General features: G+C 63.2%; 23 protein-coding genes and 1 riboswitch. Of the genes, 11 read left to right on the top strand and 12 right to left on the bottom strand.

All coding sequences use genetic code 11. From position 1 onward, the window contains the following. Nucleotide 1: 1 nt before the first annotated feature. Genes B2J69_RS04250 through B2J69_RS04235 form a run of 4 tightly spaced genes read right to left on the bottom strand, consistent with a single transcriptional unit; the run spans nt 2 to nt 4,331 of the window. Complete coding sequence (locus B2J69_RS04250) at nt 2-829, bottom strand: ABC transporter ATP-binding protein (protein ID WP_081136738.1); 828 nt, start codon at nt 827-829, stop codon at nt 2-4. Further along, on the bottom strand, nt 830-1,726 hold the full coding sequence (locus B2J69_RS04245) for an ABC transporter permease (RefSeq protein WP_081136736.1): 897 nt from the start codon (nt 1,724-1,726) through the stop codon (nt 830-832). Further along, nucleotides 1,726-2,739, bottom strand: a complete 1,014-nt coding sequence (locus tag B2J69_RS04240) for an ABC transporter permease (RefSeq protein ID WP_081136734.1) — start codon at nt 2,737-2,739, stop codon at nt 1,726-1,728. Before B2J69_RS04240 ends, B2J69_RS04245 begins: the two co-directional genes overlap by 1 nt. Continuing rightward, nucleotides 2,736-4,331, bottom strand: a complete 1,596-nt coding sequence (locus tag B2J69_RS04235; RefSeq protein ID WP_081136732.1) for an ABC transporter substrate-binding protein — start codon at nt 4,329-4,331, stop codon at nt 2,736-2,738. The genes B2J69_RS04240 and B2J69_RS04235 overlap by 4 nt, the downstream gene beginning before the upstream one ends. A 190-nt stretch (nt 4,332-4,521) precedes the next feature. Between B2J69_RS04235 and B2J69_RS04230 the strand changes: the two genes are divergently transcribed. From B2J69_RS04230 to B2J69_RS04215, 4 genes are all read left to right on the top strand, one after another. Next, nucleotides 4,522-5,613, top strand: coding sequence for a dipeptidase (locus B2J69_RS04230; RefSeq protein WP_081136730.1), 1,092 nt, complete (start codon nt 4,522-4,524; stop codon nt 5,611-5,613). A gap of 2 nt (nt 5,614-5,615) precedes the next feature. Then, the gene (locus tag B2J69_RS04225) at nt 5,616-6,524 is read left to right on the top strand and encodes a LysR family transcriptional regulator (protein WP_081136728.1); all 909 of its coding nucleotides are present in this window, start codon (nt 5,616-5,618) and stop codon (nt 6,522-6,524) included. A gap of 82 nt (nt 6,525-6,606) precedes the next feature. Beyond that, nucleotides 6,607-7,527, top strand: a complete 921-nt coding sequence (locus B2J69_RS04220) for an alpha/beta fold hydrolase (RefSeq protein WP_081136726.1) — start codon at nt 6,607-6,609, stop codon at nt 7,525-7,527. After that, a complete protein-coding gene (locus B2J69_RS04215) occupies nt 7,520-8,911 on the top strand; it encodes a hypothetical protein (protein WP_081136724.1) in 1,392 nt (463 codons plus the stop codon). Before B2J69_RS04220 ends, B2J69_RS04215 begins: the two co-directional genes overlap by 8 nt. Before the next feature lie 24 nt (nt 8,912-8,935). On the opposite strand, the gene B2J69_RS04210 is transcribed toward B2J69_RS04215, so the two are convergent. Together B2J69_RS04210 and B2J69_RS04205 are read right to left on the bottom strand one after the other, a co-directional pair. After that, on the bottom strand, nt 8,936-10,291 hold the full coding sequence (locus B2J69_RS04210; protein ID WP_081136722.1) for an MFS transporter: 1,356 nt from the start codon (nt 10,289-10,291) through the stop codon (nt 8,936-8,938). Nucleotides 10,292-10,456: 165 nt separating this feature from the next. Then, nucleotides 10,457-11,359: a GntR family transcriptional regulator gene (locus B2J69_RS04205; RefSeq protein WP_081136720.1), complete on the bottom strand. Its 903-nt coding sequence runs from the start codon at nt 11,357-11,359 to the stop codon at nt 10,457-10,459. A 137-nt stretch (nt 11,360-11,496) separates the two neighbouring features. Here B2J69_RS04205 and B2J69_RS04200 point away from each other — a divergent pair, with 137 nt between their 5' ends. Beyond that, nucleotides 11,497-12,525 (top strand): zinc-binding alcohol dehydrogenase family protein, encoded by a 1,029-nt coding sequence (locus B2J69_RS04200; protein ID WP_081136718.1) that lies wholly within the window; start codon nt 11,497-11,499, stop codon nt 12,523-12,525. On the opposite strand, the gene B2J69_RS04195 is transcribed toward B2J69_RS04200, so the two are convergent. After that, the gene (locus tag B2J69_RS04195) at nt 12,497-13,432 is read right to left on the bottom strand and encodes a nucleoside hydrolase (RefSeq protein ID WP_081136716.1); all 936 of its coding nucleotides are present in this window, start codon (nt 13,430-13,432) and stop codon (nt 12,497-12,499) included. The genes B2J69_RS04200 and B2J69_RS04195 overlap by 29 nt on opposite strands. A 311-nt stretch (nt 13,433-13,743) precedes the next feature. Beyond that, nucleotides 13,744-13,820, top strand: a riboswitch (Fluoride riboswitch). An 88-nt stretch (nt 13,821-13,908) separates the two neighbouring features. Here B2J69_RS04195 and crcB point away from each other — a divergent pair. Both crcB and B2J69_RS04185 read left to right on the top strand, forming a co-directional pair. Continuing rightward, nucleotides 13,909-14,286 carry a fluoride efflux transporter CrcB gene (crcB, locus tag B2J69_RS04190; RefSeq protein ID WP_081136714.1) on the top strand — a complete coding sequence of 126 codons (378 nt, stop codon included), beginning with the start codon at nt 13,909-13,911 and terminating at the stop codon, nt 14,284-14,286. 74 nt (nt 14,287-14,360) lie between these two features. Next, a complete protein-coding gene (locus B2J69_RS04185) occupies nt 14,361-15,164 on the top strand; it encodes a sugar phosphate isomerase/epimerase family protein (protein WP_081136712.1) in 804 nt (267 codons plus the stop codon). Here the strand turns inward: B2J69_RS04185 and B2J69_RS04180 are convergent. The 4 genes from B2J69_RS04180 to B2J69_RS04165 all read right to left on the bottom strand — a co-directional run bounded on the left by B2J69_RS04180 (nt 15,161) and on the right by B2J69_RS04165 (nt 18,582). Continuing rightward, a complete protein-coding gene (locus B2J69_RS04180; RefSeq protein WP_236722685.1) occupies nt 15,161-15,766 on the bottom strand; it encodes an alpha/beta hydrolase in 606 nt (201 codons plus the stop codon). The genes B2J69_RS04185 and B2J69_RS04180 overlap by 4 nt on opposite strands. A gap of 10 nt (nt 15,767-15,776) precedes the next feature. Continuing rightward, nucleotides 15,777-16,718, bottom strand: coding sequence for a glutathione S-transferase family protein (locus tag B2J69_RS04175; RefSeq protein ID WP_081136708.1), 942 nt, complete (start codon nt 16,716-16,718; stop codon nt 15,777-15,779). 76 nt (nt 16,719-16,794) lie between these two features. Next, nucleotides 16,795-17,718 (bottom strand): LysR family transcriptional regulator, encoded by a 924-nt coding sequence (locus B2J69_RS04170; RefSeq protein ID WP_081136706.1) that lies wholly within the window; start codon nt 17,716-17,718, stop codon nt 16,795-16,797. Between the two features lie 39 nt (nt 17,719-17,757). Then, entirely contained in the window at nt 17,758-18,582 is an 825-nt protein-coding gene (locus B2J69_RS04165; protein WP_081136704.1) for an oxidoreductase, read from the bottom strand. Nucleotides 18,583-18,726: 144 nt separating this feature from the next. Between B2J69_RS04165 and B2J69_RS04160 the strand changes: the two genes are divergently transcribed. Beyond that, a complete protein-coding gene (locus B2J69_RS04160) occupies nt 18,727-19,647 on the top strand; it encodes an AraC family transcriptional regulator (RefSeq protein WP_081136702.1) in 921 nt (306 codons plus the stop codon). A gap of 73 nt (nt 19,648-19,720) precedes the next feature. After that, nucleotides 19,721-20,845, top strand: a complete 1,125-nt coding sequence (locus B2J69_RS04155; RefSeq protein ID WP_081136700.1) for a GNAT family N-acetyltransferase — start codon at nt 19,721-19,723, stop codon at nt 20,843-20,845. Here B2J69_RS04155 and B2J69_RS04150 read toward each other — a convergent pair. Further along, entirely contained in the window at nt 20,842-22,674 is a 1,833-nt protein-coding gene (locus tag B2J69_RS04150) for an ABC transporter ATP-binding protein (protein ID WP_081136698.1), read from the bottom strand. The genes B2J69_RS04155 and B2J69_RS04150 overlap by 4 nt on opposite strands. A 63-nt stretch (nt 22,675-22,737) precedes the next feature. Between B2J69_RS04150 and B2J69_RS04145 the strand changes: the two genes are divergently transcribed. Both B2J69_RS04145 and B2J69_RS04140 read left to right on the top strand, forming a co-directional pair. Further along, the gene (locus tag B2J69_RS04145; RefSeq protein ID WP_081136696.1) at nt 22,738-23,235 is read left to right on the top strand and encodes a GNAT family N-acetyltransferase; all 498 of its coding nucleotides are present in this window, start codon (nt 22,738-22,740) and stop codon (nt 23,233-23,235) included. Between the two features lie 338 nt (nt 23,236-23,573). Next, nucleotides 23,574-24,965, top strand: a complete 1,392-nt coding sequence (locus B2J69_RS04140; protein ID WP_081136694.1) for an MFS transporter — start codon at nt 23,574-23,576, stop codon at nt 24,963-24,965. The last annotated feature ends 94 nt before the right edge of the window (nt 24,966-25,059 follow it).

Genomic DNA, 25,059 nt, shown 5'->3' with positions numbered 1-25,059 from the left:
CCTAATCGCGCCAGGCGGCGTCGCGCTGCAGCGTCGGCAGGCGCGCGCGCGGATGACGCAGCGACGGCAGACAGGCCAGCAGCCCCTGGGTGTAGGGATGCTGCGCCTGATGCAGCTGGCGGGCGTCAAGCTGCTCGACGATACGCCCGGCGTACATCACCGCCACGCGATCGCAGAAGTGCGACACCAGCGGCAGATCGTGGCTTATGAGGATGAGCCCCATGCCGCGCGCCGACACCAGGTCGTCGATCAGGCGCAAAATCTCCGCCTGCACCGTTGCGTCGAGCGCGCTGGTGGGCTCGTCGGCAATCAGCAGTTCGGGATCGGGCGCCAGCATCATGGCGATCATCACGCGCTGCCCCATGCCGCCGGACACTTCATGGGGATAGCGCAGCGCCACCGCCGCGGCGTCGCGGATTTTCACCTGCTCCAGCAGGCCGATCGCCGCCTGCATCGCCGCCTTTCTGCTGCCGCCTTTGTGCTCGCGCCAGGCTTCGGCAATCTGCTGGCCGATGGTCATCACCGGGTTAAGCGAATATTTCGGGTCCTGCAGAATAAAGCCGACGCGCCGGCCGCGGATCTGGCGCAGCGTTTTTTCGCTGGCGCCGCGCAGGTCGATGCCGTCAAACCGCAGCACGTCGGCGCTGACCTCGGCATTGCCGGGCAGCAGCTGCATCAGGCTGCGCGCGGTAAGCGATTTGCCGGAGCCGCTTTCGCCGACAATGGCGAATTTCTCTTTGCCGACGCTAAAGCTGACGCCGCGCACCGCCTCGAAGCTTTCGGCGCGGCTGCGAAAGGCGATGCGTAAGTTTTCAATTTCCACCAGCATTTAGCGCTCCCTGGGATCGAGGACGTCGCGCAGGCCGTCGCCGAGAAAGTTAAAGGCCAGCGAGGTGAGAAAAATCGCGATGCACGGCATCAGCGGCACCCACCATTCGCTGAAGAGAAAGCGGCGCGCGGTCGCGATCATGGTGCCCCATTCCGGCGACGGCGGCTGCGCGCCCATGCCGAGAAAGCCGAGGCTGGCGGCGGTAATAATGATGGAACTCATATCGAGCGTGACGCGCACGATCAGGCTCGGCACGCACAGCGGCATAATGTGGCGCAGAATAATGCGCAGCGGCGACGCGCCGGTCAGGCGGCTGGCGGCGATAAAATCGCTGTGGCGAAACTGCAGGGTTTCGGCGCGCGCCAGCCGGGCGTAAGGCGGCCAGGCGGTCAGGGCGATCGCCAGCACCGCGCTCTCGATGCCCGGCTTAAGCGCTGCGACAAACGCCAGCGCTAGGATCAGGCGCGGGAAGGCGAGAAAAATATCGGTAATGCGCATCAGCGCCTTATCAACGACGCCGCCGAGATAACCGGCCACAGAGCCGATCAGCAGGCCGAGCGGGGCGGTCAGCGCCACCACGGCGATAACCATGCCGAGCGTGGTGCGGCCGCCGTAAATAATGCGCGTCCAGAGGTCGCGCCCCAGTTCGTCGGTGCCGAGCCAGTGCGCGGCGGACGGCGCCGCCAGACGGTTTTCCAGATGCTGCGCGCCCGCGTCATACGGCGTCAGCAGCGGCGCGGCGACCGCCAGCAGCAGCATCAGCAGGATAACGCCCAGACCGGCTATCGCCAGCGGGTTGCCGCGCAGGCTAAGCCACAGGCGGTAGCGGCGGCCCCACACCGCCTGCCGGCGGTTGGTCGGCGAATCGGCGAGCAGCCAGTCACGTGAAATAGCCATTATTTTACCCGTGGATCACAGAGTCGATAGAGAAGGTCGGCAAGCTGATTGAGCAGCACGTAAACCGTACCGACCAGCAGCGTGGCGCCAACCACCGGATTCATGTCGGCGTTCATCAGCGAGGTGGTGAGATACTGGCCCAGGCCCGGCCAGGCGAAGACATTTTCCGTCACCACCGCGCCCTCCAGCAGCCCGGCGTAGGTGAGCGCCAGCACCGTCACCAGCTGCACCGCCACCGTCGGAAAGGCGTGGCGCCAGATCACGCGGCGCGACGACAGCCCCTTGGCGCGCGCGGTGATCACGAACTCGCCGCTGAGGGCGTTGAGCATAAAGGTGCGGGTCATGCGCGTGATGTAGGCCATGCTGAAGTAGGCGAGGATGCAGACCGGCTGCGCCATGTGCGCCAGCGCGTCGCGGAAGGCGTCATATTCCCCTGCCAGCAGAGAGTCGACGGTGAGAAAGCCGGTGACCTGCGGGATCATATCCTGCCAGATAATATCCTGCCGCCCTGGCCCCGGCGCAATGCCGAGCACGGCGTAGAACAGCAGCAGGCTGAGCAGCGCCAGCACGAATACCGGCAGCGAATGGCCGGCGAGGCAGATAACGCGAATGCTCTGATCTAGCCAGGAGCCCTGGCGCACCGCTGCCCAGACGCCGAGGGGGATGCCGATCAGCGCGGCAATCAGGATCGCCGCCGTCGCCAGCTCCATGGTAGCCGGGAAAAAACGCGCGATATCGCTGGTGACGCTGTTCGAGGTCAGCACAGAGCGGCCTAAATCGCCGTGCAGCAGCTGGTTAAGATAGTGGCCGAACTGCACGTAGAGCGGCTGATCCAGCCCCATCTCCGCGCGCACCCGCTCGACCACCGCCTGCGGCGCGTTGTCGCCGACCGCCGCCAGCACCGGATCGGTCGGCATCACCCGACCGATAAAAAAGGTCAGCACCGTCAGGCCGAACAGCGTCAGCAGCAGGCTGCCCAGCGTGCTGACGCCGCGCTTTACCGCGCCCGTCACGCTTTTTTCACCTGCTGATAGGGCCACTGCTCCAGCACCGTCAGATGGACGTCAGACAGCGTCTTCGCGCAGGCGGTGGTCTGGATCTGCTGCATCATAAAAATAAACGGGCTCTTTTCCCGATGCAGCTGCTGAATTTTTTGATACAGCGCGAGGCGCTGCGCCGGGTCGCTTTCATGCAGCGCCTGCGCAGTGAGCTGGTTGAATTCGTCGTCTGACCAGCCGCAGCGCCACGCCAGGGTGCGGTTGCGCGCGCCGGTGGTGTTGTCGGTGTTGACGCAGAACGCTTCCGTATTGGAGTTCGGATCGAAGTAGTCCGCGCCCCATGAGGTGATAGCCAGCTGATGCTGACGCGCACGCATCTTCGTCAGCACCTGACGGTTCTCCGAGGCGATCAGCGACACCTTAATGCCGATGGCGCCGAGCTGGGTCTGAATCGCCTGCGCGATATCGGGATAGGGCTGCATCGAGTAGTGGTCGAGGGTGATCTCGAAGCCGTCCGGGTAGCCCGCTTCCGCCAGCAGCGCTTTGGCTTTTGCGACGTCGCGATGAAAAGGGGTATCGTCCAGCGCGGCCGGAAAGCCGGAAGGCAAAAAGCTCTGATGCACGTTGTAGGTGAGCGACAGGATATTTTTCTGAATGCTCTCGTAGTCGATCGCCCACTTAAGCGCCTGCCACACCTGCGGCTTTTGCAGCAGCGGATGCGTGGTGTTGCAGGACATCAGCATAATGGCCGAAAGCGGCTGTTTCTCCAGCGTGACCTTGCTGTCTGACTGCAGCGGCTTTAACTGCTCGGTGGTGAGATCGTAGGCGACGTCGACGTCGCCTTTTTGCAGCATCAGCGACTGCGCGGCGGGGTCAGCGATATGCTTGAGGATCACGCGCTTAATGGCGCTCTGGCCGGCATACTGCGGGCTCAGCTCCAGGATCACCGTTTCGCTCGCCTTCCAGCTGCGCAGCGTAAAGGCGCCGGAGCCGGCGCTGTGCTGTTTCAGCCAGGCGTTGCCGAGGTCGCCGTTCTGCTGATTGGCAAGGCAGGCTTTTTTCGACACGATGCTGCCGACCGTGGCGGAGAGACAGTAGAGCAGAAACGACTCCGAGGCGGGCGCGCCCAGCGCCATCTCCAGCGTATGGGCATCTTTCGCCGTGACCTTGCTGGCCACGTTCTCTTTGGTGAAGCCGAACTGGTTGATAATAAACGCCGGGCTCTTATCCAGCTTGACGATGCGCTCGATGGAAAACGCCGCATCCTCTGCGGTCACCGGCGAGCCGTCGGCAAATCGCGCCGCCGGATCGAGATAGAACGTATAGACAGAGCCGTCGCTGTTCGCCTGCCAGCTTTTCGCCAGCATGCCGACGATTTTATCCGCCTGCTGCGCATCGGGCTGCACCAGCTTCTGGTAGAGGTTGCCGCAGATCTGACCGCCCGTCGCTTCAAAGCTTTCGTGAGGATCGAGGCTGGTCATATTGTCGAGCTGCATTGCCATCACCAGCATGCTGGGCGGCGTGGCGGCAGAGGCGGAGTTGAGGCTAAGGAACGAGAAAAAGGAGACGGCGCCGCATCCTGCAATAAAGTTTCTTCTGGTGACCATGAAAAATCCAGGTTATTGATATTTAAAATGAAAATATAAAATATGCGCGTTTTTTGTCTTGACATGCGTCTGCGCTGCGGGGATTAATAAACGCTCACCGAAGCACAATACGGCCTTGCTCTGTTTTGGTGCGCCTGCGCTTGCCGCATGCCGCCTTTGTGCACTCTCCCTCGCAGATGGAATGGAAAAAATGTCGGAAAATCATCAAGTGGCACCGCTCGCCGTCCCGGTATTCGATGGTCATAACGACGTGCTGTGTCGACTCTGGCAGCATCACTACGCTGATGCGGTTAACGCCTTTATGCAGGGCACCGCGTCGGGTCATCTCGATTTTCCGCGCCTGCGCCAGGGCAACGTGGCGGGCGGCATTTTCGCCGTATGGGTGCCTTCCCATCCCGCGGTGGCTGCCGCGGCGGACAGCGAACAGGTTGCAAGAAGTGCGCCAACTCCCGCTGATTTTCCGCAGGAAGCGGCGATCGCCGCGCGCGACGCCACCTTTTCGATGCTGGCGATCCTGCTGCGCATCGAACAGGCGTCGCAGGGAAAAGTGAAAATTTGCCGCAGCGCAGGCGACATTCGCGCCTGTATGGCCAGCGGGACGCTGGCGGTGGTGATGCACATCGAGGGCGCCGAGGCGCTGGACGTCAACGGCGAGCTGCTCGACATTTTTTACGCCAGCGGGCTGCGCAGCCTGGGGCCGCTCTGGAGCCGGCCTAATCTGTTTGGCGCTGGCGTGCCGTTTCGCTATCCGTCGTCGCCCGATCTCGGCGACGGCCTGACCGAGGCAGGCAAGCAGCTGGTGCGCGACTGCAATCGTCGGCGCATTCTGGTGGATCTCTCCCATATGGATGAGAAAGGCTTCTGGCATACCGCCGCCATCAGCGACGCGCCGCTGGTGGCGAGCCATTCAAACGCCCACGCCCTGAGCGCGCAGTCGCGCAACCTGACCGATCGCCAGCTGGCGGCGATTGCCGAGACGCGCGGCTTTGTCGGCGTCAATTTTGCCGTGCCTTTTCTGCGCGAAGATGGCCGGCGCGACGCAGAAACCAGCCTGCAGGAGATTGTTCGCCATATCGAGTATCTTCTCGACAAAGTCGGCGAGGATGGCGTCGGCTTCGGCTCCGATCTCGACGGCGCCACCATGCCGGACGACTTCCGCGACGCCGCCGGCTTCCCGCGGCTGGTGGCCGCACTGGCGGCGCGCGGCTATGGTCCTGAGCTGCTGCATAAAATTTGCTACGGCAACTGGCTGCGGGTGCTGGAAGCGACCTGGGGCGAATAACCATGCGTCTGCGTCATATCGAAGTGTTCCAGGCGGTGGCTCAGACGGGCTCCATCAGCGCCGCGGCGCGGCTGCTGAACGTCTCGCAGCCCAACGTCAGCCGCGTGCTCAACCATGCCGAACAGCAGCTGGGGTTTGCGCTGTTCGAGCGGCGCGCGCAGGGGCTGGTGATCACCACTGAAGGGCGGCGGTTGCTGCCGGAGATCGACGCGCTCTATCACCGCCTTCAGGCGATTAATCAGCTGGCGGATCAGCTGCGGCGCGGTGAAGGGCAGACGGTGCGCGTCGGCGCGGCGCACGCGTTCGGCCAGATGGTGATGGCGCCCGCGCTGGTGCGCTATCGCCAGCAGGCAGCGGCGGTTAACGTCGAGCTGGTGACCGAACATTTTTCCACCCTGTGCCGCAACATTCTCGACGATCAGCTCGATTTCGCGCTGGTCTTCGGTCAGCAGGTGGATGCGGATCTGCTGGCGGAGCCGCTTTTCCACTCGACGATGGTGGCGCTGCTGCCGCTTCACCTCAGGCGCGAAGAGCCGGTGTCGCTGGAGTGGCTCTGCGCCAATAACCTGCTGCTGATGCAGGCGCAGGATCCGCTGGGCCGCGTGCTGCACCGCGCGCTTGACGACAAACGCCTCTATCCGGCGGTGTCGCTTTCGATTAAGACCTATTCGGTTATCGCTGATATGGTGCTGGCGGGCGGCGGCGTCGGCGTGGTCGACCTTTTTACCGCCTGTCGCTACGCCGATCAGCTGACGCTGCTGCCGGTCGCGCAGCCGCTGCCGTTCGAGGTGATGCTGATCAGCCGTCGCGACCGGCCGCAGTCCCAGTCCACTCTGCATCTGAAGCAGGTTATCCGCCATCGCCTGTGGGAAATCGCGCAGCAGTGCGAGGCGCGGCTGGCGCGTCCCTGAAAATAACTTTCCCCCGCCTCGCCTGCTGGTCACGATTTCGCCGCCTACACTGAAGTGACACATCCATATTCAGGAGCGGGTAATGAGGCGTAAGGAACAACCGACGCGCTGGAAAAGCGGCGCGCTGCTGGCCGGGCTGGGGCTGGGCGCAGCGGCGGCCTGGTGGGGCGTTCAGCAATGGCAGCGTTTAAAACAGACGCCGCCGGTGTCGCCGCGCAGCCACCACGCGGGACTGGCCGGATACTTTCAACAGATCGGCGAGTGGCGCATGTTTACGCGCGTCACGCCCCACGACGCGCCCGGCCTGCCGCTGGTGCTGGTGCACGAACTGGTGATGTCGGGCCGGGCGATGGAGGAGCTGGCGCTGGCGCTGAGCAACAACTATCGCGTGCTGGTGCCGGATCTGCCTGGATTCGGTGCCAGCGTCCTGCCGCCCTCGGCGCCGGTACTGTCGGTGGAGGAGCAGGCCGACGCGCTCTGGCAGTGGCTGCAGCACAACCAGCTGACGCGCGCGATCTGGATCGGCAGCGCCTCGGGCTGTCAGGTGCTCGCCGCGCTGGCCGTCAGGCATCCTGAAGCGGTGGCCGGGCTGGTTTTCCAGGGCCCGACGGTCGATCGCCACGCGCGCAGCCTGCTGCGTCAGGCGTGGCGCGGCTGGCGCAACAGCCGTCTCGAACGCCATCGCTCCTCCACGTCGCTGATGCACGTCGACCTCGCCAAAGCGGGCCTGTGGCGCGCGCTGAAAAACCATCGTCTGCTACTGCACGATCGCATCGAACACCGGCTGCCCTACATTAACGTGCCGACGCTGCTGCTGCGCGGCTCGCGCGACACGGTGTCCCCCGCGCGCTGGGTCGAGGAGCTGGGCGCGCTGCTGCCGCGCGGTGAAGTGCTGACGCTGCGCGGCGGCACCCATACGCTGCACTATGTCTATCCGTGGAGTTTCCGCCACGCTATCCGTCCGTTTCTGACGCGTATTCAGCAGGAGGAGCAGCATGAGTAAACGGCCTAAAGGCATCGCCCGCTTCGACTCAGCCACCACGATGCTGATGGCGCTGGCCCATACGCTGCATGACAAACCGGTCGACAGCCCAGACGCGACGCCGCTGCGCGATCGCCTGCTGCCGTCGCTCGACCGTCTGCCGGGCCGGCTGAAAGAGTGGGGCTACGCCGTCGGCGGCATGGCCGAAGGCATCAGCGAATCGCAGGCGGGCGATCTCGATATCGAAGGCATCGCCGAATGGATGGTGAGCGAATATCCGGCGCGCGACTATCCGGCCGCCTTTATCGGCTCGTCAAACGGCGCGCTGACCCATCTGGCGGCGGCAGTGGGCGCGCCCTGGCTGCCGCAGACCTTTCTCTGTCCAGTGCGCGCGCCGCACAGCGATCCCGATGACGCACAGCGCGGCTTTGAGCAGGGCAAATCGATTGCGGCGGCGCTGCTGGCGGCCTGGCCGCGTCTGGCGGTGCACCATATTCAGGATCCCAACCAGGACCGCCTGCTGCTCGACAAGCTGCGCTACTTCCATCTGAAGCTGCGCGCGTTGCCGCTCGCCTTCAATGAATTCCTGATGCGCAGCCTGCCGGGCAACAGCACGCTGTTTGTCAGCCACTGCACGCAGCAGTGGCCGGTGACGCGCACCAGCGATCGCTCTTTCTTTCAGTTCGGCGCGCTCGGCGGCGCGACCGAAAAAGAGTATCTGCAGGGCGGCGGACGCGTGGCGGAGCTGCTGGCGCGCTACGGCAGCGACCGCGAGCAGTGGGATGCGCCCGCGCCCACCGACAGCGTGCCGGAAGCGGAGTGGGGGCTGGATGAATACCTTAAATCGCCGCTGAAAAAGCTGGCGGCGGATCAGGGCTGGCAGCTGCTGGAGATACGCTATCAGGATCCCGAGGCGCTGAGCTTTGTGGTGGCGGAAATCTATCGCGACTGGTATCTGGCGGCGGGCATTCACGCCACGCGCCTGACGGTGGCGAGCTACCTGCTGATGGATCCCTGGTGCACCATGCGCCAGCACGCCATCCCGTTCTGGCTGATGTCGGGCGCCGAGCCCTCCGCCGCGTCGCTGGCGCGCTTCCTCGACCGCCAGCCGCGCTATCGCGACATCGATATGCTGCTGTTCTCTTCAGGCGTGGAGAGTATTGGTCTGGCGCCGCTTGAACGCTGGCAGGCGCTGCTCGATCGCGCCATGCAGGAAGGCGCGCTGGTTGGCGTGGACAGCGAGCGCTATCCGCAGGATATCAGCGCCTTAGCGCATTTTGACTCGGCGCTGCGGGCGCGGGCGCCGCTCTTCGCGCCGCCGCCGCCGCTGAGCGTGGAGAAGGTGATTGCCGGGATTGAACGCTACGGCGCGCGCCACGGCGTGACGCTGCACAAACTGAACTAGCCGGGCATCAGCCCGGCCGTCCGCTTAGGCTGCGCCGTCGGTAATCGGCTTGCGCACCAGCACCAGATAGGCGAGGGCGCCCACCACGGCAATGCCGGCGCAGATCATCAGCGCCAGGCTGAACGATTTGGTGGTATCCAGCACCCAGCCGGTAATAACCGGCGCGAACGAGGCGAACACAAAGCTGGCGAAGTTCTGAATGCTGCCGACCGACGCGGTCATGCGCGCCGTGACGTTAGCGTGGATCAGGCCCCAGCAGGAGGTGCCGGCGAAGTGGATGCAGAACAGCGCCATGCCGATCAGCGTCACCGCGCTGGTGGTATCGGTGGCGCGCGTCACGAAGGCGGTAAAGGCCGCCGACAGCAGCATGCCGGAGATAATGCACACCTTACGGGTTTTCACCGCGTCGAAGCCGCGACGCACCAGCGCATCCACCGCATAGCCGTTGAGCAGCATGCCCGCCGCGCCGAACAGGAACGGGATCGCCGCCAGCAGGCCGGTGCTCTTCAGATCCAGATGATAGGTCGACTGCAGATAGCCCGGCAGCCAGGCGATATAGAGCCAGGCGGTGTAGTTGATGCCGCTGAAGCCGATCATCATGCCCCACATGGTGCGCTGCTTAAACAGGCCGCGCCATTCGGCGAAGCTCAGCGGCTCTTTGCGCGACGCCACGCTGCCCGCCTGCAGATAGTGGATCTCTTCCGCGCTGAGCCTGCTGTTGTCGCGGTCGCGATAGATCATGTACCAGCCAATCGCCAGAAACATGCCGAGCACGCCGATGGTAATGAACATGCCGCGCCAGCCGAAGGCCAGCATCATGGCGGCGAGCACCGGCGGCGCCACCGACAGGCCAATCATCGAAGCGGCGTTGAAAAAGCCCATCGGCATGCCGCGATCTTTAATGTTGAACCAGTCGTTGATCACTTTTACGCCGCACGGGTTCATCGGCGCTTCGCCGATGCCGAGGCCGATACGCACCAGAATAAACTGGGTGAAGTTATGCACCAGCCCAGCCGCCGCCTGAAACAGCGACCAGATAAACATGCCGATGCCTAACATAATGCGCGGGCCTTTGCGGTCCAGCAGCGCGCCGCACGGCAGCTGCGCCAGGCCGTAGGCCAGCGAAAAGGCGGAGAGCAGCATGCCGATCTCCGTGGCGCTGAGTCCCAGCTCTTCGCGAATGGTCATATTGGCCACCGAGAGCGAGCTGCGATCCAGATAGTTGATAATGGCGGCGCACAGCAGCAGCAGCATCGCGGTGATCTGAATCTTGCGAATGCGCGGCGAGCGCACGATATCGCTGCGCGCCGGCACGTACTCCTGCCCAGGCTGCGCGTCGGCGGCCGGGTTTTTGCTGTCGCGGGTTGAGGTATTTTCCATGGCATTCTCCCGTAGCGGGGTCGTTATCGTTATCGGATATCAAAGGACACGGCGGTTCAGCCCCGCCATGAGTTGCAGTCGAGACTAGAAGCAATGCAGCCGGGATGTTGCGAAGATGTTTCTGATTCGTGCGGGAGCTAATGCTTTGTGGTTTTTAATCGGTTTTTAATTGTACTGCCGGATCGAGCGCGCCATCGACGAGCGGGAGGTCGCCAGATGATTGTGCAGCGCCAGCAGCGCGTCGACGTCCTGACGGCCGATTAGCGCGGAGAGCAGCGCCATATGCTCCTCCAGCGCCACGATGTTGCGCTGCTTGAGATCGCGCTCATCCCGCTGATAGTGCGAGTGAAAAATAACCGAGATAATCTCCAGCGAGTGGTTGAAAAAGGGGTTGTTGGCGGCGGAGAGGATCAGCGAATGCAGCTCTTTATCCAGCGCGGCGAACTGGCGATAGTCGCTGGCGATGGTATCGCGCAGGGCGCGATGGCGATCCAGCAGGTCACGCGCCTGGATCCAGCGTTCATCCTGCGGCGGCAGATTGAGAAAACGCGTCAGCGCATGCGTCTCCAACATCTCGCGCAGCTCGAACAGCTTGTCAGCGTAGTCGAGAGTGAACTTCTTCATGCGCCAGCGCCCGCGTTTCACCGGCTCCAGCAGGCCGTAGCGCATAAAGCGCAGCAGAAATTCGCGCACCACCACCGGGCTGACCTTCACCCGCTGCGCCAGCTGTAGCTCGCTAAAGGCGTCGCCAGGCGAGAGCTGGCGCTGGTTAATCATCTCGAAAAACGCCTGTTCGAACTGGCTCGCCTGCTGCTCAATCGGCGACGTCAGTTCGCTAAAGCCATCCTCTTCCTGCGGCTGCCGCACAATCACATAGGTGCCCGCCACTTTTTCCAGCACGCCGCGCTGCGCCAGATAGTGCAGCGTATGGCGCACCGTGGTGCGGCTGATATTGAACATCTCCGCCAGCGCCGCCTGCGCGGGCAGCGGCGAACGGATATGACGCTGGGCGATCCCTTCCAGCATCTGGTTGATGACGTTCTGGCGCAGATTCAGGTTGCGGCTCACGGGGACTCTCCGGGTTTTTATTTATTAAAAACCATTCAAATCCCAAAAAAAACGTCATGCCTCACAGATCGCGCGGGCAAAACAGCCGGTTTGCGATGGTTTCGTCATAACTGCGGCAAGACAACAGGAGAACCACCATGACAACAATGAAAAGCCTGGTCATCGCTGAACCGAAAAAAATGGTCTGGGCCACGCGCGAGCAGCCCGTGCCTGCGGCGGGCGAGGCGCTGATTAAAATCATTACCGCCGGCATCTGCGGCACCGACATCCACGCCTGGGCGGGCAACCAGCCTTTCTTCAGCTATCCGCGCGTGCTGGGCCATGAGCTGTGCGGCGAAGTGGTGGCGCTGGGGGAAGGCGCAGCAGGCGTTGAACCCGGCCAGCGCGTGGCGCTGATCCCCTATCTCTCCTGTCTGCGCTGCGACGCCTGCCAGAGCGGCAAAACCAACTGCTGCGAAAAGATCTCGGTGATCGGCGTGCATCAGGATGGCGGCTTTTGCGACTACCTTGCCGTGCCGGTCAGCAATCTGCTGCCGGTCGATAAGGTGGCGCCAGAGGCCGCGGCGCTGATTGAGCCGTTCGCCATCAGCGCGCACGCCGTGCGCCGGGCGAATGTCGGCGCGGACGAGCATGTGCTGGTGGTGGGCGCGGGGCCAATTGGCCTGGGCGTGGCGGCGATTGCCGCAGCGGCGGGCGCCAGCGTCGCGGTGGCGGACACCAGCGAATTCCGCCGCGCGCACGTCACTAAAGAGCTGGGCGTGGCGGCGCTCGACCCAACGCAGGACGATTTTTACGACGCGCTGCGCGCGCAGTTCAACGGCAGGCTGGCGCTCAAGGTGATCGACGCGACCGGCAGCCCGGCGGCGATGAATAACGCGGTCAACCTGATGCGCCACGGCGGCACCGTGGTCTATGTCGGCCTGCACAAAGGGGATCTGGTGATCCCGGACAGCGAGTTTCATAAAAAAGAGACCACGCTGATGGGCAGCCGCAATGCGACGCGCGAAGATTTCGACCGCGTGCGCGATTTAATGGCCAGCGGCCAGCTGCGCGCCGAGATGATGCTCAACGCGCACTTCGCCTTCTCGACGCTGGCGGAAAGCTTCGAGCCGCAGGTGATCAACAACCGCGAACTGATTAAAGGGGTAATTCACTTCGATCGCTAAGCGTGCGGAAGAAGTGGTCGCGCACCCGCGCGGCGTCCACGTCCAGCGCCACGCGCTGGGCGGGCAGATGGCGAAACGGATCGTCCCGCGACGCCAGCGCGCTTAGCTTACGCACCGTTTGCCCACGCGCGATACCCTCGGTGATCGCGCGCAGCGGCCCTTCGCTTAGCTGAAATGCCTCGGGCTGGCAGAGCCAGGCGATCGCCAGCGTGTCGTGCAGCGCCATGCCGTCGAAGCCCTCTTTTTGCAGACTGTAGGCGAGGTAGGGCCGCACGATGGCGCTCAGCACCGGCTGGTTAAGCTGCCGTACTTCCTCACCGCTGATCAGCACCTTATGGGTCACGTCGAGCGGCATCACCACCACGTTGAGCGCCGAACTCAGCACCTGATCGGCAGCGTGCGGATCTTTCCAGATATTAAACTCGGCGAAGGGCGTCACGTTGCCGCTGTGGCCGTCGGTGCCGAACGCGCCGCCCATGATCACCAGCTCTTTCACCAGCGGGATAATGTCCGGCGCCTGGTTAATGGCGCTGGCGATATTGGTCAGCGGGCCAATCGCCACCAGCGTAATCTCATGCGGCTGCGCGCGCACGCTGTTGATAATAAAGGCGACCGCGTCCGGCGCCGCGTCGCTGTAACTATTGTCAAACGCGTCGCCTAAACCATCTTCGCCGTGCAGCCGGGCCGGTTCGCTGGGCGCCAGCGCCAGCGGACGCGAGCAGCCGCGATAGATCGGCGCGTTAATCTGCATTTTTTCGCAAAACAGGCGGGCGTTCTTCACCGCCTGGCCCACCGCCACGTTGCCGAACACCGTGGTAATGCCCAGCAGCCGCTGCGTCCGCGCCGCATAAGCCAGCGCAAATGCGTCATCTACGCCGATATCGGTGTCGAAAATCAAGGTGCGCATAAAATCTCCTTAACGCATGACCCTAAGAGGGGACGTCGCTATCGCCTGAATGCCTGAATAAAAATTGACCAGAAAAAAGCGATGCCTTTAGACTAACAAAACGGGAAAACTGGCGAGTAACTTAGCCAACTAAAAGAGGTTTTATGCACAAGTTAAACCCTTACAATGCTAAAACACAGCTGCCTAAGCTGATCGCTAATATTGTTAAGTGCCGCCAGCAAGCGCCCGCAATTTTTTAAAATCCCACTTTTTTCCGCCGCCTGCTGCGCCTCTGCCCCGCTTGTCACTCCTTGCTCATCATCGTACTATCAACGCCTTAAGGTGATGGCGTTCCACCTTTGCCAACCGCCTGCTGGCGATCCCAGCGGCTGATGACGCCTGACATTAACCCTAATCCTCTCGCAGGCGTTATTGGTGTGTCAGGCCGTTCTCTCTCCGCCATAACCCTGCGCGATTGCTGACTACAGGAGCACATTATGTTGAAGTCGCTGTTCGCCGTTATGCTGGGCGGCGCTGTGGGCTGTACGCTGCGCTGGCTGATCTCGCTGCGCTTTAACGCGCTGTTTCCCTCGCTACCCCCTGGTACGCTGCTGGTCAATCTGGCGGGCGGCTTTATTATCGGCGCGGCGCTCGCCTGGTTCCTCAAATATCCGCAGCTCGATCCCGCCTGGAAGCTGCTGATCGTCACCGGCCTGTGCGGCGGCCTGACCACTTTCTCGACTTTCTCGGCAGAAATTCTCATGTTGCTACAATCAGGTAAGTATTTGTGGGCGATGGCGAGCGTGCTGGTGCACGTCACCGGATCGCTGCTGATGACCTTCGCCGGCTTCGCGCTGGTGAACGCGCTCGGCTAAAAGCAAATACCGCGTCGCAGCGGCATTCCGCCTCTGCGGCAACCGATTATTCCGGACAATTAAGGAGGACGTTCATGACTCAGCCTGCATTCCTTAACCTGGTGCTGTTAAGCGGTGAACCCGAAGAGAAGCTACAGGCCGCGCGCGACGCGGGATTCGATCAGGTGGAAATCTGGCGTGAAGATGTTGAGGCCTGTCATGGCGGCGCAGCGCGGCTGGCGCAGCAGGGCATCGGCTTTACCAACCTGCAGGTGCTGCGCGATTTCACCGGCGCGCCTGGCGATCTGCGTCGGCAAAAGCGCGACGAGCTGCGCCAGTTTATCGAGATGGCGCAGGCTCTCGGCTGCGACACCCTTCAGGCGCCCGCCACCACGCGCGAGGACTGCATTGCGCAGCATATCGACGAAGATTTGCGCTGGCTCGCCTCGGAAGCCGCGCGTTTCGACATGCGCATTATGTATGAGCCGATGGCCTGGTGCAGCGTCGATAATACGCTGCCGAAAGCCTGGGAGCGGCTGCAGCGGCTGGATCAGCCCAATATCGGGCTGGTGGTGGATCTGTTTCATATCTGCGCGCTGGGCGGCGACGCCTCGCATCTCGACAACATTCCCGCCGAGCGGATCTATGAAGTGCAGCTGTGCGATATGGCGGTTCAGCCGTCGCCGCAGGATAAAGAGGCGATCATGACCCTCGCCAAACACCAGCGCCAGCTGCCCGGCGCGGGCATCATCGATATCAACAGCTTCGTCGACAAGCTGAAAAGCGCGGGCTATCAGGGACCGGTGGGCATCGAGGTGTTCAACGACGACCTGAAACGTCAGCCGCCGCGCGAAGCGGCGCAGCAGGCGTATGCCGCGTTACGGCGTTTCTGGCCTTAGTCCTGCAGACACTGCGCGATAAAGGCGGCGGCGCGCATCGCCCCCTGCGCGGAAATGGTGTGCTCTGTCCTGGGTTCAAGCTGTAGCTCAAGCGGCACGCCCGCCGCTTTCAGGCGCTGCGCGGCCGATTCGCTCTCACGCCACGGGATCACCGCGTCGGCGTGGCCGTGGATCAGCAGCGCGGGCGTCTGAGCCGCCGGCGACAGCGCCTCGTCGAACGCCAGCCGGCCGGAAAACGCCACCACGCCCGCCAGCGGGAAACGACCTGACGCCAGCGCGTCGAGCGCCATGATCGATCCCTGCGAAAAACCGACCAGCACCACCTTATGCCAGGCATCCTCCATGCCGTGCTGCGCCAGTATCGCTCCCAGCGTGGCGTCGAAAGTTGCGCGCGCGGCGCGCACCCGCGCCGGACGGTTTTCCGGCGTCACGCCGTCGAGGCTGAACCACTCAAAGCCCGCGCCGTGGGGAAAGGGAAAGGGCGCATCGGGCGCCGCGAAGATGACGTCCGGCAACAGCGGCGCCCAGTGGCGGCCCAGCGTTGCTAAATCCTCGCCGTTGCTGCCGACGCCATGCAGAAAAATCACTAACGCTTTCGCCATCCGTTTCTCCTTAAAAACCATACTCGCTCATATCCGGGCCTGCCGGCACAATGCCGTTGGGATTCAGCGCCTTAATGGAATAGTAGCCCTGTTTAATGTGCTCGACGTTAACGGTTTCGCGCACGCCGGAAACCGACAGCATGCTCTTCAGATAGCGGTTGAGCAACGGATAGTCGCGCACCTGACGCTGATTGCACTTGAACAGGCCATAGTAGGCGACGTCGAAGCGGATCAGCGTGACGAAGAGGCGAATATCCGCTTCGGTGACGCGCTCGCCCAGCAAAAAGGTGCGGCCGTCGGCCAGGCGCGCCTCCAGCTCGTTCAGCTGGGCGAATACATCGCTGTAGGCCTGCTGATAGCTGATCTGCGTGGTGGCGAAGCCGGCGCGATAGACGCCGTTGTTGAGGCGCGGATAGATCGTCTCGTTCAGCGCCTCAATCTCGTCGCGCTGCGCGGCGGGAAAGAGATCGATGCGGTTATCCGCCAGGTCGCCGAAGCCGCTGTTAAGCATGCGCAGAATATCCGCCGACTCATTGTTGACGATGGTCTGCGTCTGCTTATCCCACAGCACCGGCACGGTGGCGCGCCCGGTGAAGTCGGCATCGGCGCGGGTATAGAGCTCGTGCAGATAGCGCGCGCCGTTAAGCGTGTCGCGGTCTGCGCCGGGAAAATCGCCGAAGCGCCAGCCCTGTTCGCCCAGCTGCGGCTCCACCACCGACACGCTAATAACCGACGCCAGGCCTTTCAGCCTGCGGGCGATCAGCGCGCGTGAAGCCCAGGGGCAAATCAGCGCCACATAGAGATGGTAGCGATCCGGCTCGGCGGGAAACGCCGTGCTGCCGTCGCTGCTGATCCAGTGGCGAAAACTCGAGGTCTGGCGGACGAATCCGCCCTGTTTATCCGTGGCCTGAACCGGATGCCACTCTGCACTCCATTTACCGCTGACTAACATGGCGCTGCTCCTTATTCTGAGATGAGCAGCAGCTTATTCCTCTTCCTGACCGCTGATAATCGGGTCAAAACCGCAATCATTCTTTCCATTCTGGAAGCGATCGCCCCGGCGGGAAACGATCAAAATGATCCACTAAAAAATCGACCAGCAGCCGCGTGCGCTGCGCCAGGTGGCGCGCGGCAGGATAGAGCGCGAACAGGCCGAGCGGCGGCACGTCGTAGCGCGCCAGCACCGGCACCAGATCGCCGCGCTGCAGCGCGGGCGCGGCAATAAAGTCCGGCAGGCGCGCAATGCCGAGTCCGGCGACCGCCGCCTGCAAACACGCCTCGGCGTTGGCGAAGCGCAGCCGTCCGCGCACCGGGACGCTGACCGTCTCGCCGTTGTCGCCGGCGAAGGGCCAGTTCCAGGGGTCGCGAAAGTTGGTGTCGGTAATGCACTGGTGCTCGCTGACGGCGCGCCAGTGCTGCGGCGTGCCGTACTGCTGCAGATAGGCCGGCGACGCGGCCAGTCGAACATGAATGTCCCCCAGACGCCGCGCGACCAGGCTGCTGTCGCTCAGGTTGCCGACGCGCACGGCGATATCGAAGCCTTCGTCCACAATGCTGACCAGCCGGTCGGTAAAGCTGACGTCCAGCTCAATCAGCGGATAGCGCCTGGCGAAGGCGACCAGCGCGCGCGCGAGCACCGCGCCGCCGAAGGTGACGGGCGCGCTGATTTTCAGGCGGCCGCTGGGCGTGCTGGCGCTTTCCCGCACGCGGGCGTCGAGCGCGTCGAAGGCGTCCAGCAGCGCTTTGACCCGTTCGTAATAGGCGCGGCCGACGTCGGTAGGCGACAGGGCGCGGGTGCTGCGCTTGATCAGCTGCACGCCGAGCTGCCGCTCCAGCTTAGAGACCAGTTTTGACGCCTGGCCGCTGCTGACGCCGAGTCGCGCCGCGGCGGCGGCAAAGCTGCCCAGCTCCAGTACGGCGACCAGCATCCGGTCGCAATCGAGCCGATCCATAGGGCGTTCCTGCAAGAGAAAACGCCACTCTACCGGTTTTTAGCCGTCGGTTGAACGCGTGACGCGCTCCCATTCCGCGAGGCTGCTCTCCAGCGCACGCAGTTTGTCGCGCACCAGCTGCAGCGCGTCGCTGCCCAGCAGCAGGTGCGCCGGCGGCGCAGGGTGATTTAGCAGGTCGAGGATCGCCTGCGCCGCTTTGTGCGGATCGCCATTCTGCCGGCCGCTTTTGGCGAGGCGCGCTTCACGCACCGGATCGAAAAGCGCGTCGTAATCGCCGATGGTGCGTGGGCTGCGCACCATCGAGCGGCCCGCCCAGTCGGTGCGAAACGATCCCGGCGCCACGGCGGTCACGGCGATGTTAAAACCGGCCAGCTCCTGACTCAGGGTCTCTGAAAAGGCTTCCAGCGCGAATTTACTGGCGCAGTAGTCGCTGATGCCGGGCAGCGTAATAAAGCCGCCCATCGAGGTGATATTGATAATTCGCCCGCGCCGCCGCGCGCGGAAATACGGCACCAGCGCCTTCATCATCGCCACCGCGCCCCAGAGGTTCACCTCAAACTGATGGCGCATCTCCGCCAGCGTCGCCTCTTCGAAAATGCCTTCATGGCCGTAGCCCGCGTTGTTAATTAGCGCGTCGATTGGCCCGTGCGCCTGTTGCAGCGCGGCCATCAGTGGGGCGATGCGCTTAACGTCGGTGAGGTCGAGGATCGCGCCGTGGGCGCGCGCCGGATCCTGCGCCGTAAAGGCCTCCAGCGCCGGCTGGCTGCGCACGGTGCCGATAACGCGGTGGCCCGCCGTCAGCGCAGCCTGCGCCAGCGCCTGACCGAATCCGCTGCTGACGCCGGTGATCATAATCGTCTTCATCTCTTTTCCTCTCTGTGGGTGAGCCTGTAGCCTGCGCCCGCGGTGAGCAAAAGAGGATGCCTGTTTATCTGCCATCCTTGCCTGAAACGCTGATTTTCAGGCGCGCCAGCGGCCAAACCGCGCGATAGCGTGCATAATCCTGTTATGAACGCCGACTCTCTCCGCCTGATCGCCGCGCTTGCGCCGCAGGAAGGCTACAATCTGACGCCGCTGCCCGACGTGCGGCTGCTGCGATCCAACCGTCCGCTGAGCCGCACGCCGGTGCTCTACGATCCCGGCATCGTTATCGTGCTGCAGGGGCGCAAGCGCGGCTATTTCGGCGACCGCGTCTACTGCTACGACGCGCAGCACTATCTGGCGGTCTCGGTGCCGGTGCCCTTTACTATGGAGACCGACGCCAGCGAAGAGGCGCCGCTGCTGGCAATCTATATGCACCTCGATCTCGCGGTCGCGGCAGAGCTGCTACTGCAGATGGAGCAGGCGGGCGCGACGGTAGGGCACAAACCCGCCGGCCTGCTGTCCACGCCGCTCAGCGACGCGCTGCAGCGTTCGGTCGCGCGGCTGCTCTACGCGCTGGGCGATCCGCTGGAGGCCGCGCTGCTCGGGCCGGCGCTGGTGCGCGAAATCTACTTCCACGTGCTAAGCGGCGAGCAGGGCGGCGAGCTGCGCGCCGCGCTGGCGCAGCAGGGCGCCTTCGGCAAAATCGGCCAGGCGCTGCGTCATATTCATCAGCACTATGCGCAGGCGCTGGATATCACCCAGCTCGCCCGCCGCGCGGGCATGAGCCACGCCACCTTTCACCTCCACTTTCGCGCCATCACGCAGACCTCGCCGATGCAGTATGTGAAGTCGATCCGCCTGCATCAGGCGCGGCTGCTGATGGTGCGGCAGCAGATGACCGCCGCCGCGGCCAGTCAGGCGGTGGGGTATGAAAGCCCTTCGCAGTTCAGCCGCGAATTCCGTCGGCTGTTCGGCCTGTCGCCGGGCGAAGAGGCGAGGCGACTGCGGGAGGGCTTCGCGCTGCCGCCGGCTCAGCCAGACGCGCGCTTCGTCGCTTCACATTAGGTGCCGTCGCCCTTTCGCTGCGCGGCAAAACCTGCTTGACTAACTTTCTGCCCGTTTTGGCCTGGAGCCCTGCATGTCTCTGTTTCACCTTGCTTCGCTGGCGGATGTCGACGCCGCTGAATGGGACGCGCTGCTGCCCGACGATCAGCCCTTTTTGCGCCACGCCTTTCTGCTGGCGCTGGAGGAGAGCGGCAGCGTGCGCGCCGAGAGCGGCTGGCAGCCGGATCACCTGCTGTGGCGGGAAGCGGGCGCGCTGCGTGCCGCTATACCCGGCTACCGCAAGCGCAACTCGTGGGGCGAATATGTTTTCGATCACGCCTGGGCGGACGCCTGTCAGCGCGCGGGCATCCGCTACTACCCGAAGTGGCTGGGCGCCATTCCCTTTAGCCCGGTGACCGGCGCGCGCCTGCTGGGCGAACCGCAGGCCGCCGCGCAGCTGCTGGCCGCGCTGCCGGAGACGCTGCATCGCCACGGGCTGAGCAGCGCGCATATCAACTTTACCGACGCGCCCGGCGACGCGCTGCTGCGTCAGCAGCCGGAGTGGCTGATGCGGCTCGGCTGCCAGTATCACTGGCACAATCGCGGCTACCGCGATTTTCAGGATTTCCTCGACACGCTGATGTCGCGCAAGCGCAAACAGCTGCGCAAAGAGCGCGAGCAGGTGGCGCAGAGCGGCTTTGAATTTAGCTGGTATCGCGGCGACGAGCTGCGCGAAGATCAGTGGGACTTCGTCTATACCTGCTACGCCAACACCTACGCGGTGCGCGGCCAGCGCCCCTATCTGACGCGCGATTTCTTCAGCCTGCTGGCGGCGCGGATGCCGGGCAGCATTCGCGTGGCGATTGCCCGTCTGCACCATCAGCCGGCGGCGATGGCGTTCTGTCTGGTGGATGGCGAGACGCTCTACGGCCGCTACTGGGGCTGCCTGGCGGAGTTCGACCGCCTGCATTTCGAAACCTGCTTCTATCAGGGCATGGACTACGCTATCGCCTCGGGCCTGAAGCGTTTCGATGCCGGCGCGCAGGGCGAGCATAAGCTGGTGCGCGGCTTTGAGCCGCAGCTCACCACCTCATGGCACTATCTGGCGCATCCCGGCCTGCGCGACGCGGTGGCGGATTTTCTGCAGCAAGAGCGGGAAGGCGTGCGCGCCTGGGCGGAGGAAGCGCGCGACGCCCTGCCGTATCGACGCGGCGATTAATGGTCGCCGACGAAGCCGCTGGTCTGGTGCCGCCACAGCCGCGCATAGAGGCCGTTGTGCGCCAGCAGCTCGCTGTGGTTGCCCATCTCGACGATATGTCCCTTATCCAGCACGATTAGCCGGTCCATTTTGGCGATGGTCGAGAGGCGGTGCGCGATGGCGATCACCGTTTTGCCCTCCATCAGCGTGCCCAGACTCTCCTGGATCGCCGCTTCCACCTCGGAGTCGAGCGCCGAGGTCGCCTCATCCATGATAAGGATCGGCGCATCCTTCAGCAGCACGCGGGCGATGGCGATACGCTGGCGCTGGCCGCCTGAGAGCTTCACGCCGCGTTCGCCGACGTGCGCGTCGAGTCCGGTGCGCCCTTCGGCGTCGGAAAGGCGCGGAATAAACTCGTCGGCGCGCGCGCGGCGGATCGCCGCCTGCAGCTCTTCTTCCGTCGCGTCGGGACGACCATACAGCAGGTTCTCGCGAATCGAGCGGTGCAGCAGCGAGGTGTCCTGGGTAATCATGCCGATCTGGCCGCGCAGGCTCGCCTGCGTCACCTCGGCGATATTCTGATCGTCGATGGTGATGCGTCCGCCGTTAAGGTCATAGAGACGCAGCAGCAGATTCACCAGCGTCGACTTGCCCGCGCCGGAAGGGCCGATCAGGGCGATTTTCTCGCCGGGTTTGATGTTGAGGTTGAGACGGTTAATCACCTGGTGGCCGCCGCCGTAGTCGAAGCGGATATCCTCGTAGCGGATCTGGCCGCGCGTCACCTTCAGCGCTTTCGCCTGCGGCGCGTCCTGCACGCTGAGCGGCTGGGCGATGGTATTGATGCCGTCCTGCACTGTGCCGATATTTTCGAAAATACCGTTCACCACCCACATGATCCAGCCGGACATATTGACCAGCCGCACCACCAGCCCGGTCGCCAGCGCGATGGCGCCGACGCTGATCAGCGACTGGCTCCACAGCCAGAGCGCCAGCCCGGAGGTCGAGACGATCAGCAAACCGTTAAGCGAAGAGAGCGTCACGTCCATGCTGGTGATCATGCGGCTCAGCCGCTGGTTCTTTTCGGTCTGCTCCTGCAGCGCGTCGCGCGCGTAGCGCTTTTCCAGATCGTGATGCGCAAACAGCTTTATCGTCGAGATATTGGTGTAGCCGTCGACAATGGTGCCCATCAGCTTCGATCGCGCCTGCGACGCCACCACGGAGCGCGCCTTGACGCGCGGCACAAAGAAGCGCAGCGAGGCGATATAGGCGACGATCCAGATCACCAGCGGGATCATCAGCCGCCAGTCCGCTTCGGCAAACAGCACCAGCGAGGTGATGGCGTAGATCAGCACGTGCCAGATGGCGTCCACCAGCTGCACCGCCGAGTCGCGCAGGGCATTGCCAGTCTGGGTAATGCGCTGGGCGATGCGGCCGGCGAAATCGTTGTGGAAGAAGTTCAGGCTCTGGCGCAGCACGTAATTATGCTGCTGCCACTGGATCATGCTGGTCATGCCGGGATTAATGCTCTGGTGCACCAGCATATCGTGCAGCGCGATAAAGATCGGCCGCAGGATCAGCGCCACAAAGGCCATCCACAGCAGGATCGGCCAGTGTTCCGCGAACAGCGTGGCGGGCGTCGCGCCGTTGACCAGGTCGATAATGCGGCTCAGATAGCTAAACAGCGCCACCTCAATCAGCGCTGAGCCCAGCCCGACCACCAGCAGCGCCGCAAAGCTCGGCCACACCTGGCGCAGATAGTAAAAATAGAAAGGCCCGATGCGGCTGGGCGGCGAATCGGATGGAGCATCCTGGAAAATATTGATAAAACGTTCGAAACGGCGATACAACATAACGACTCTCTTTACGCCTGGGGAGAGTAAACAGCTTAGTGTAACTTAAGAGGGATTACCGATATGGAATTGACCATCCGCGGTCGCGAACCCAGCGATGCCGCTGGCTATCAGCGTCTTTACAGCCAGCCTGAGGTCTATCGCTGGACGACGCAGCTGCCGTTTCCCAGCGTGGCGACATGGCAGAAAAAATTCGAACGGATGGACAGCGAAGGCTATATCGGTTTCGTTGCCGAACTTGACGGGCAGATGGTCGGCGAGCTGACGCTGTTTGTGGAAAACCGGCCGCGCACCCGGCACGGACTGAGCTTCGGCATCGGCGTCGATCCCGCTTTCAGCGGGCGCGGCATCGGCGAACGCCTAATCCGCGTTGGACTCGATTACGCCTTCAACTGGCTGGGCGTGACGCGCGTCGAGCTGGAGGTGTTTCACGACAACCAACGCGCGCGGCGGCTCTATCAGCGCATCGGCTTTGAGCAGGAAGGGGTGCGCCGCAAGGCCTGCCTGCGCGACGGCGACTATCACGATATCGTTGTGATGGCGCTGCTGCGCGATGGCTAGAGAGCAAATGGGCCAGCCACACCCGCCTGTTTTTAGGTTTATATGACCTGGTTTTCACCTGCAAGCCGCTGCGTTTCATAGCGCAGCGCGCCATGATTTCCTGGAGCTGGCGCACATTCCCCATGCGCCAGCTGACGTTTCTGCCGCTTATGTGCGGCGCCGCAAGCTGTGTTGTGAAGGCTGCCAAAATCCGTGTCAGAGAGCGCGCATGATTTCAACACTCGCCCAATGACCAACCCTTCGCCTGCTACCTATATTTCCTCAACAGCGAATTCAAAGCGGTATTCCTGATAATAATTCCAGGGGCAGGACGCTCCGCATCCTGAGGAATTCACCTGATGACCATAGCTCAATCTGCTGCGCGGCCAAGCCGCGTGCGTATCTGGATCCTGTGCCTGATCCTGTTTCTTTCCGTGGTGGCCTACGCCGACCGTTCGATCCTGTCGATCTCCGGATCGGCGATCAAAGATGAGTTCGGCCTGTCGGCGATCCAGCTCGGCCTGATCCTCTCCGCCTTTAGCTGGGCCTATGTGATCGGCCAGATCCCCGGCGGTCTGCTGCTCGATCGCTTCGGCGCCAAAAAAATCTACGGCATTACGCTGGCACTCTGGTCGCTTTCCACCATTGCGATGGGCTTTGTCGGCGAATTCGCCGGCGGCATGACCGCCGCGCTGGTGCTGATGTTTACGCTGCGCTTCGCGCTGGGGCTGATAGAGGCGCCCAGCTTCCCGGCCAACGCACGCGTGGTGATTATGTGGTTTCCCAGCGCCGAGCGCGGACGCGCCTCTTCGCTGTTTAGCACGGCGCAATACTTCGCCGTGGCTATTTTCTCGCCGCTCTCTGGCTGGCTGGTGTCGCGCTTCGGCTGGGAGTGGCCCTTCTTCGTGCTCGGCGGCATCGGCGTGCTGGCGGTGTTTGTCTGGGCGGCCTATATGCGCGAGCCGCGCCAGCATCCCGGCGTGTCGGAAGGGGAGCTGCGCCATATCGTCGAGGGCGGCGCGCTGGTAGATATCGACGCGGCCCATACCCTGAAAGCGCGTCCGGCGGTCAGCAAAGCGATGTTCAAAACTTTGCTCTCCAGCCGCATGCTCTGGTGCGCCTACCTCGGTCAGTACTGCACCATCGCGCTAAGCTACTTCTTTATCACCTGGTTCCCTATTTACCTGGTGCAGGCGCGCGGCATGAATATTATGGACGCCGGCTTCGCCACCATCGCGCCCGCGCTGTTCGGCTTTCTTGGCGGCATCAGCGGCGGCTACATCTCCGATATGCTGATCAAACGCGGCTGGAGCCTCTCCTGGGCGCGCAAAACGCCGTTTATCATCGGCATGCTAATGGCGGCGTCGCTGGTGATGGCGGCGGTGATCCCGAGCAACCTCGGCATTATCGCCATTATGTCTTTCGCCTTTTTCGGCAAGGGCGTGGCGGCGGGCGCCGGCACCTGGACATTAATTAGCGATACCGCGCCGAAAGAGGCGGTCGGCCTTGCTGGCGGCATATTCAACGGCATCAGCAATATCGCCGGCTTCGTCACGCCGCTGCTGTTCGGCGTGATTGTCGGGCTGACCGGCAGCTACAGCATCGGGCTGGGATTTGTCGGCGCGCACTGCGTGGTTGCCGCGCTGCTGTTCCTGTTCGTGATGGGGCCGATCGCTCGCGTCGGCGAAGCGCAGACGCCGGAAGCGGCGCGCGAGACGCAAAAAGCGGCGCACGGCATCAAGGCGCTTTAACTTCCCGCCGGTCGGCGCGCTGCGCCGACCACCGACCACTTGATTCTCACTGAAGAAAATTTGCTCACTTGCCGATACTTCTCTACCAGGGGCG

Origin of the sequence: Pantoea latae, assembly GCF_002077695.1 — a bacterium.
In the GTDB taxonomy this organism is placed as follows: domain Bacteria; phylum Pseudomonadota; class Gammaproteobacteria; order Enterobacterales; family Enterobacteriaceae; genus Pantoea; species Pantoea latae.
The sequence above is the reverse complement of the archived record's forward strand: the minus strand, read 5'-3'. Positions and strand labels throughout refer to the sequence as shown.

Coding starts and splice junctions, on each gene's coding strand:
- B2J69_RS04250 (WP_081136738.1), bottom strand. CDS start 829: ATGCTGGTGGAAATTGAAAACTTACGCATCGCCTTTCGCAGCCGCGCC.
- B2J69_RS04245 (WP_081136736.1), bottom strand. CDS start 1,726: ATGGCTATTTCACGTGACTGGCTGCTCGCCGATTCGCCGACCAACCGC.
- B2J69_RS04235 (WP_081136732.1), bottom strand. CDS start 4,331: ATGGTCACCAGAAGAAACTTTATTGCAGGATGCGGCGCCGTCTCCTTT.
- B2J69_RS04230 (WP_081136730.1), top strand. CDS start 4,522: ATGTCGGAAAATCATCAAGTGGCACCGCTCGCCGTCCCGGTATTCGAT.
- B2J69_RS04225 (WP_081136728.1), top strand. CDS start 5,616: ATGCGTCTGCGTCATATCGAAGTGTTCCAGGCGGTGGCTCAGACGGGC.
- B2J69_RS04220 (WP_081136726.1), top strand. CDS start 6,607: ATGAGGCGTAAGGAACAACCGACGCGCTGGAAAAGCGGCGCGCTGCTG.
- B2J69_RS04215 (WP_081136724.1), top strand. CDS start 7,520: ATGAGTAAACGGCCTAAAGGCATCGCCCGCTTCGACTCAGCCACCACG.
- B2J69_RS04210 (WP_081136722.1), bottom strand. CDS start 10,291: ATGGAAAATACCTCAACCCGCGACAGCAAAAACCCGGCCGCCGACGCG.
- B2J69_RS04200 (WP_081136718.1), top strand. CDS start 11,497: ATGACAACAATGAAAAGCCTGGTCATCGCTGAACCGAAAAAAATGGTC.
- B2J69_RS04195 (WP_081136716.1), bottom strand. CDS start 13,432: ATGCGCACCTTGATTTTCGACACCGATATCGGCGTAGATGACGCATTT.
- crcB (WP_081136714.1), top strand. CDS start 13,909: ATGTTGAAGTCGCTGTTCGCCGTTATGCTGGGCGGCGCTGTGGGCTGT.
- B2J69_RS04185 (WP_081136712.1), top strand. CDS start 14,361: ATGACTCAGCCTGCATTCCTTAACCTGGTGCTGTTAAGCGGTGAACCC.
- B2J69_RS04180 (WP_236722685.1), bottom strand. CDS start 15,766: ATGGCGAAAGCGTTAGTGATTTTTCTGCATGGCGTCGGCAGCAACGGC.
- B2J69_RS04175 (WP_081136708.1), bottom strand. CDS start 16,718: ATGTTAGTCAGCGGTAAATGGAGTGCAGAGTGGCATCCGGTTCAGGCC.
- B2J69_RS04170 (WP_081136706.1), bottom strand. CDS start 17,718: ATGGATCGGCTCGATTGCGACCGGATGCTGGTCGCCGTACTGGAGCTG.
- B2J69_RS04165 (WP_081136704.1), bottom strand. CDS start 18,582: ATGAAGACGATTATGATCACCGGCGTCAGCAGCGGATTCGGTCAGGCG.
- B2J69_RS04160 (WP_081136702.1), top strand. CDS start 18,727: ATGAACGCCGACTCTCTCCGCCTGATCGCCGCGCTTGCGCCGCAGGAA.
- B2J69_RS04155 (WP_081136700.1), top strand. CDS start 19,721: ATGTCTCTGTTTCACCTTGCTTCGCTGGCGGATGTCGACGCCGCTGAA.
- B2J69_RS04150 (WP_081136698.1), bottom strand. CDS start 22,674: ATGTTGTATCGCCGTTTCGAACGTTTTATCAATATTTTCCAGGATGCT.
- B2J69_RS04145 (WP_081136696.1), top strand. CDS start 22,738: ATGGAATTGACCATCCGCGGTCGCGAACCCAGCGATGCCGCTGGCTAT.
- B2J69_RS04140 (WP_081136694.1), top strand. CDS start 23,574: ATGACCATAGCTCAATCTGCTGCGCGGCCAAGCCGCGTGCGTATCTGG.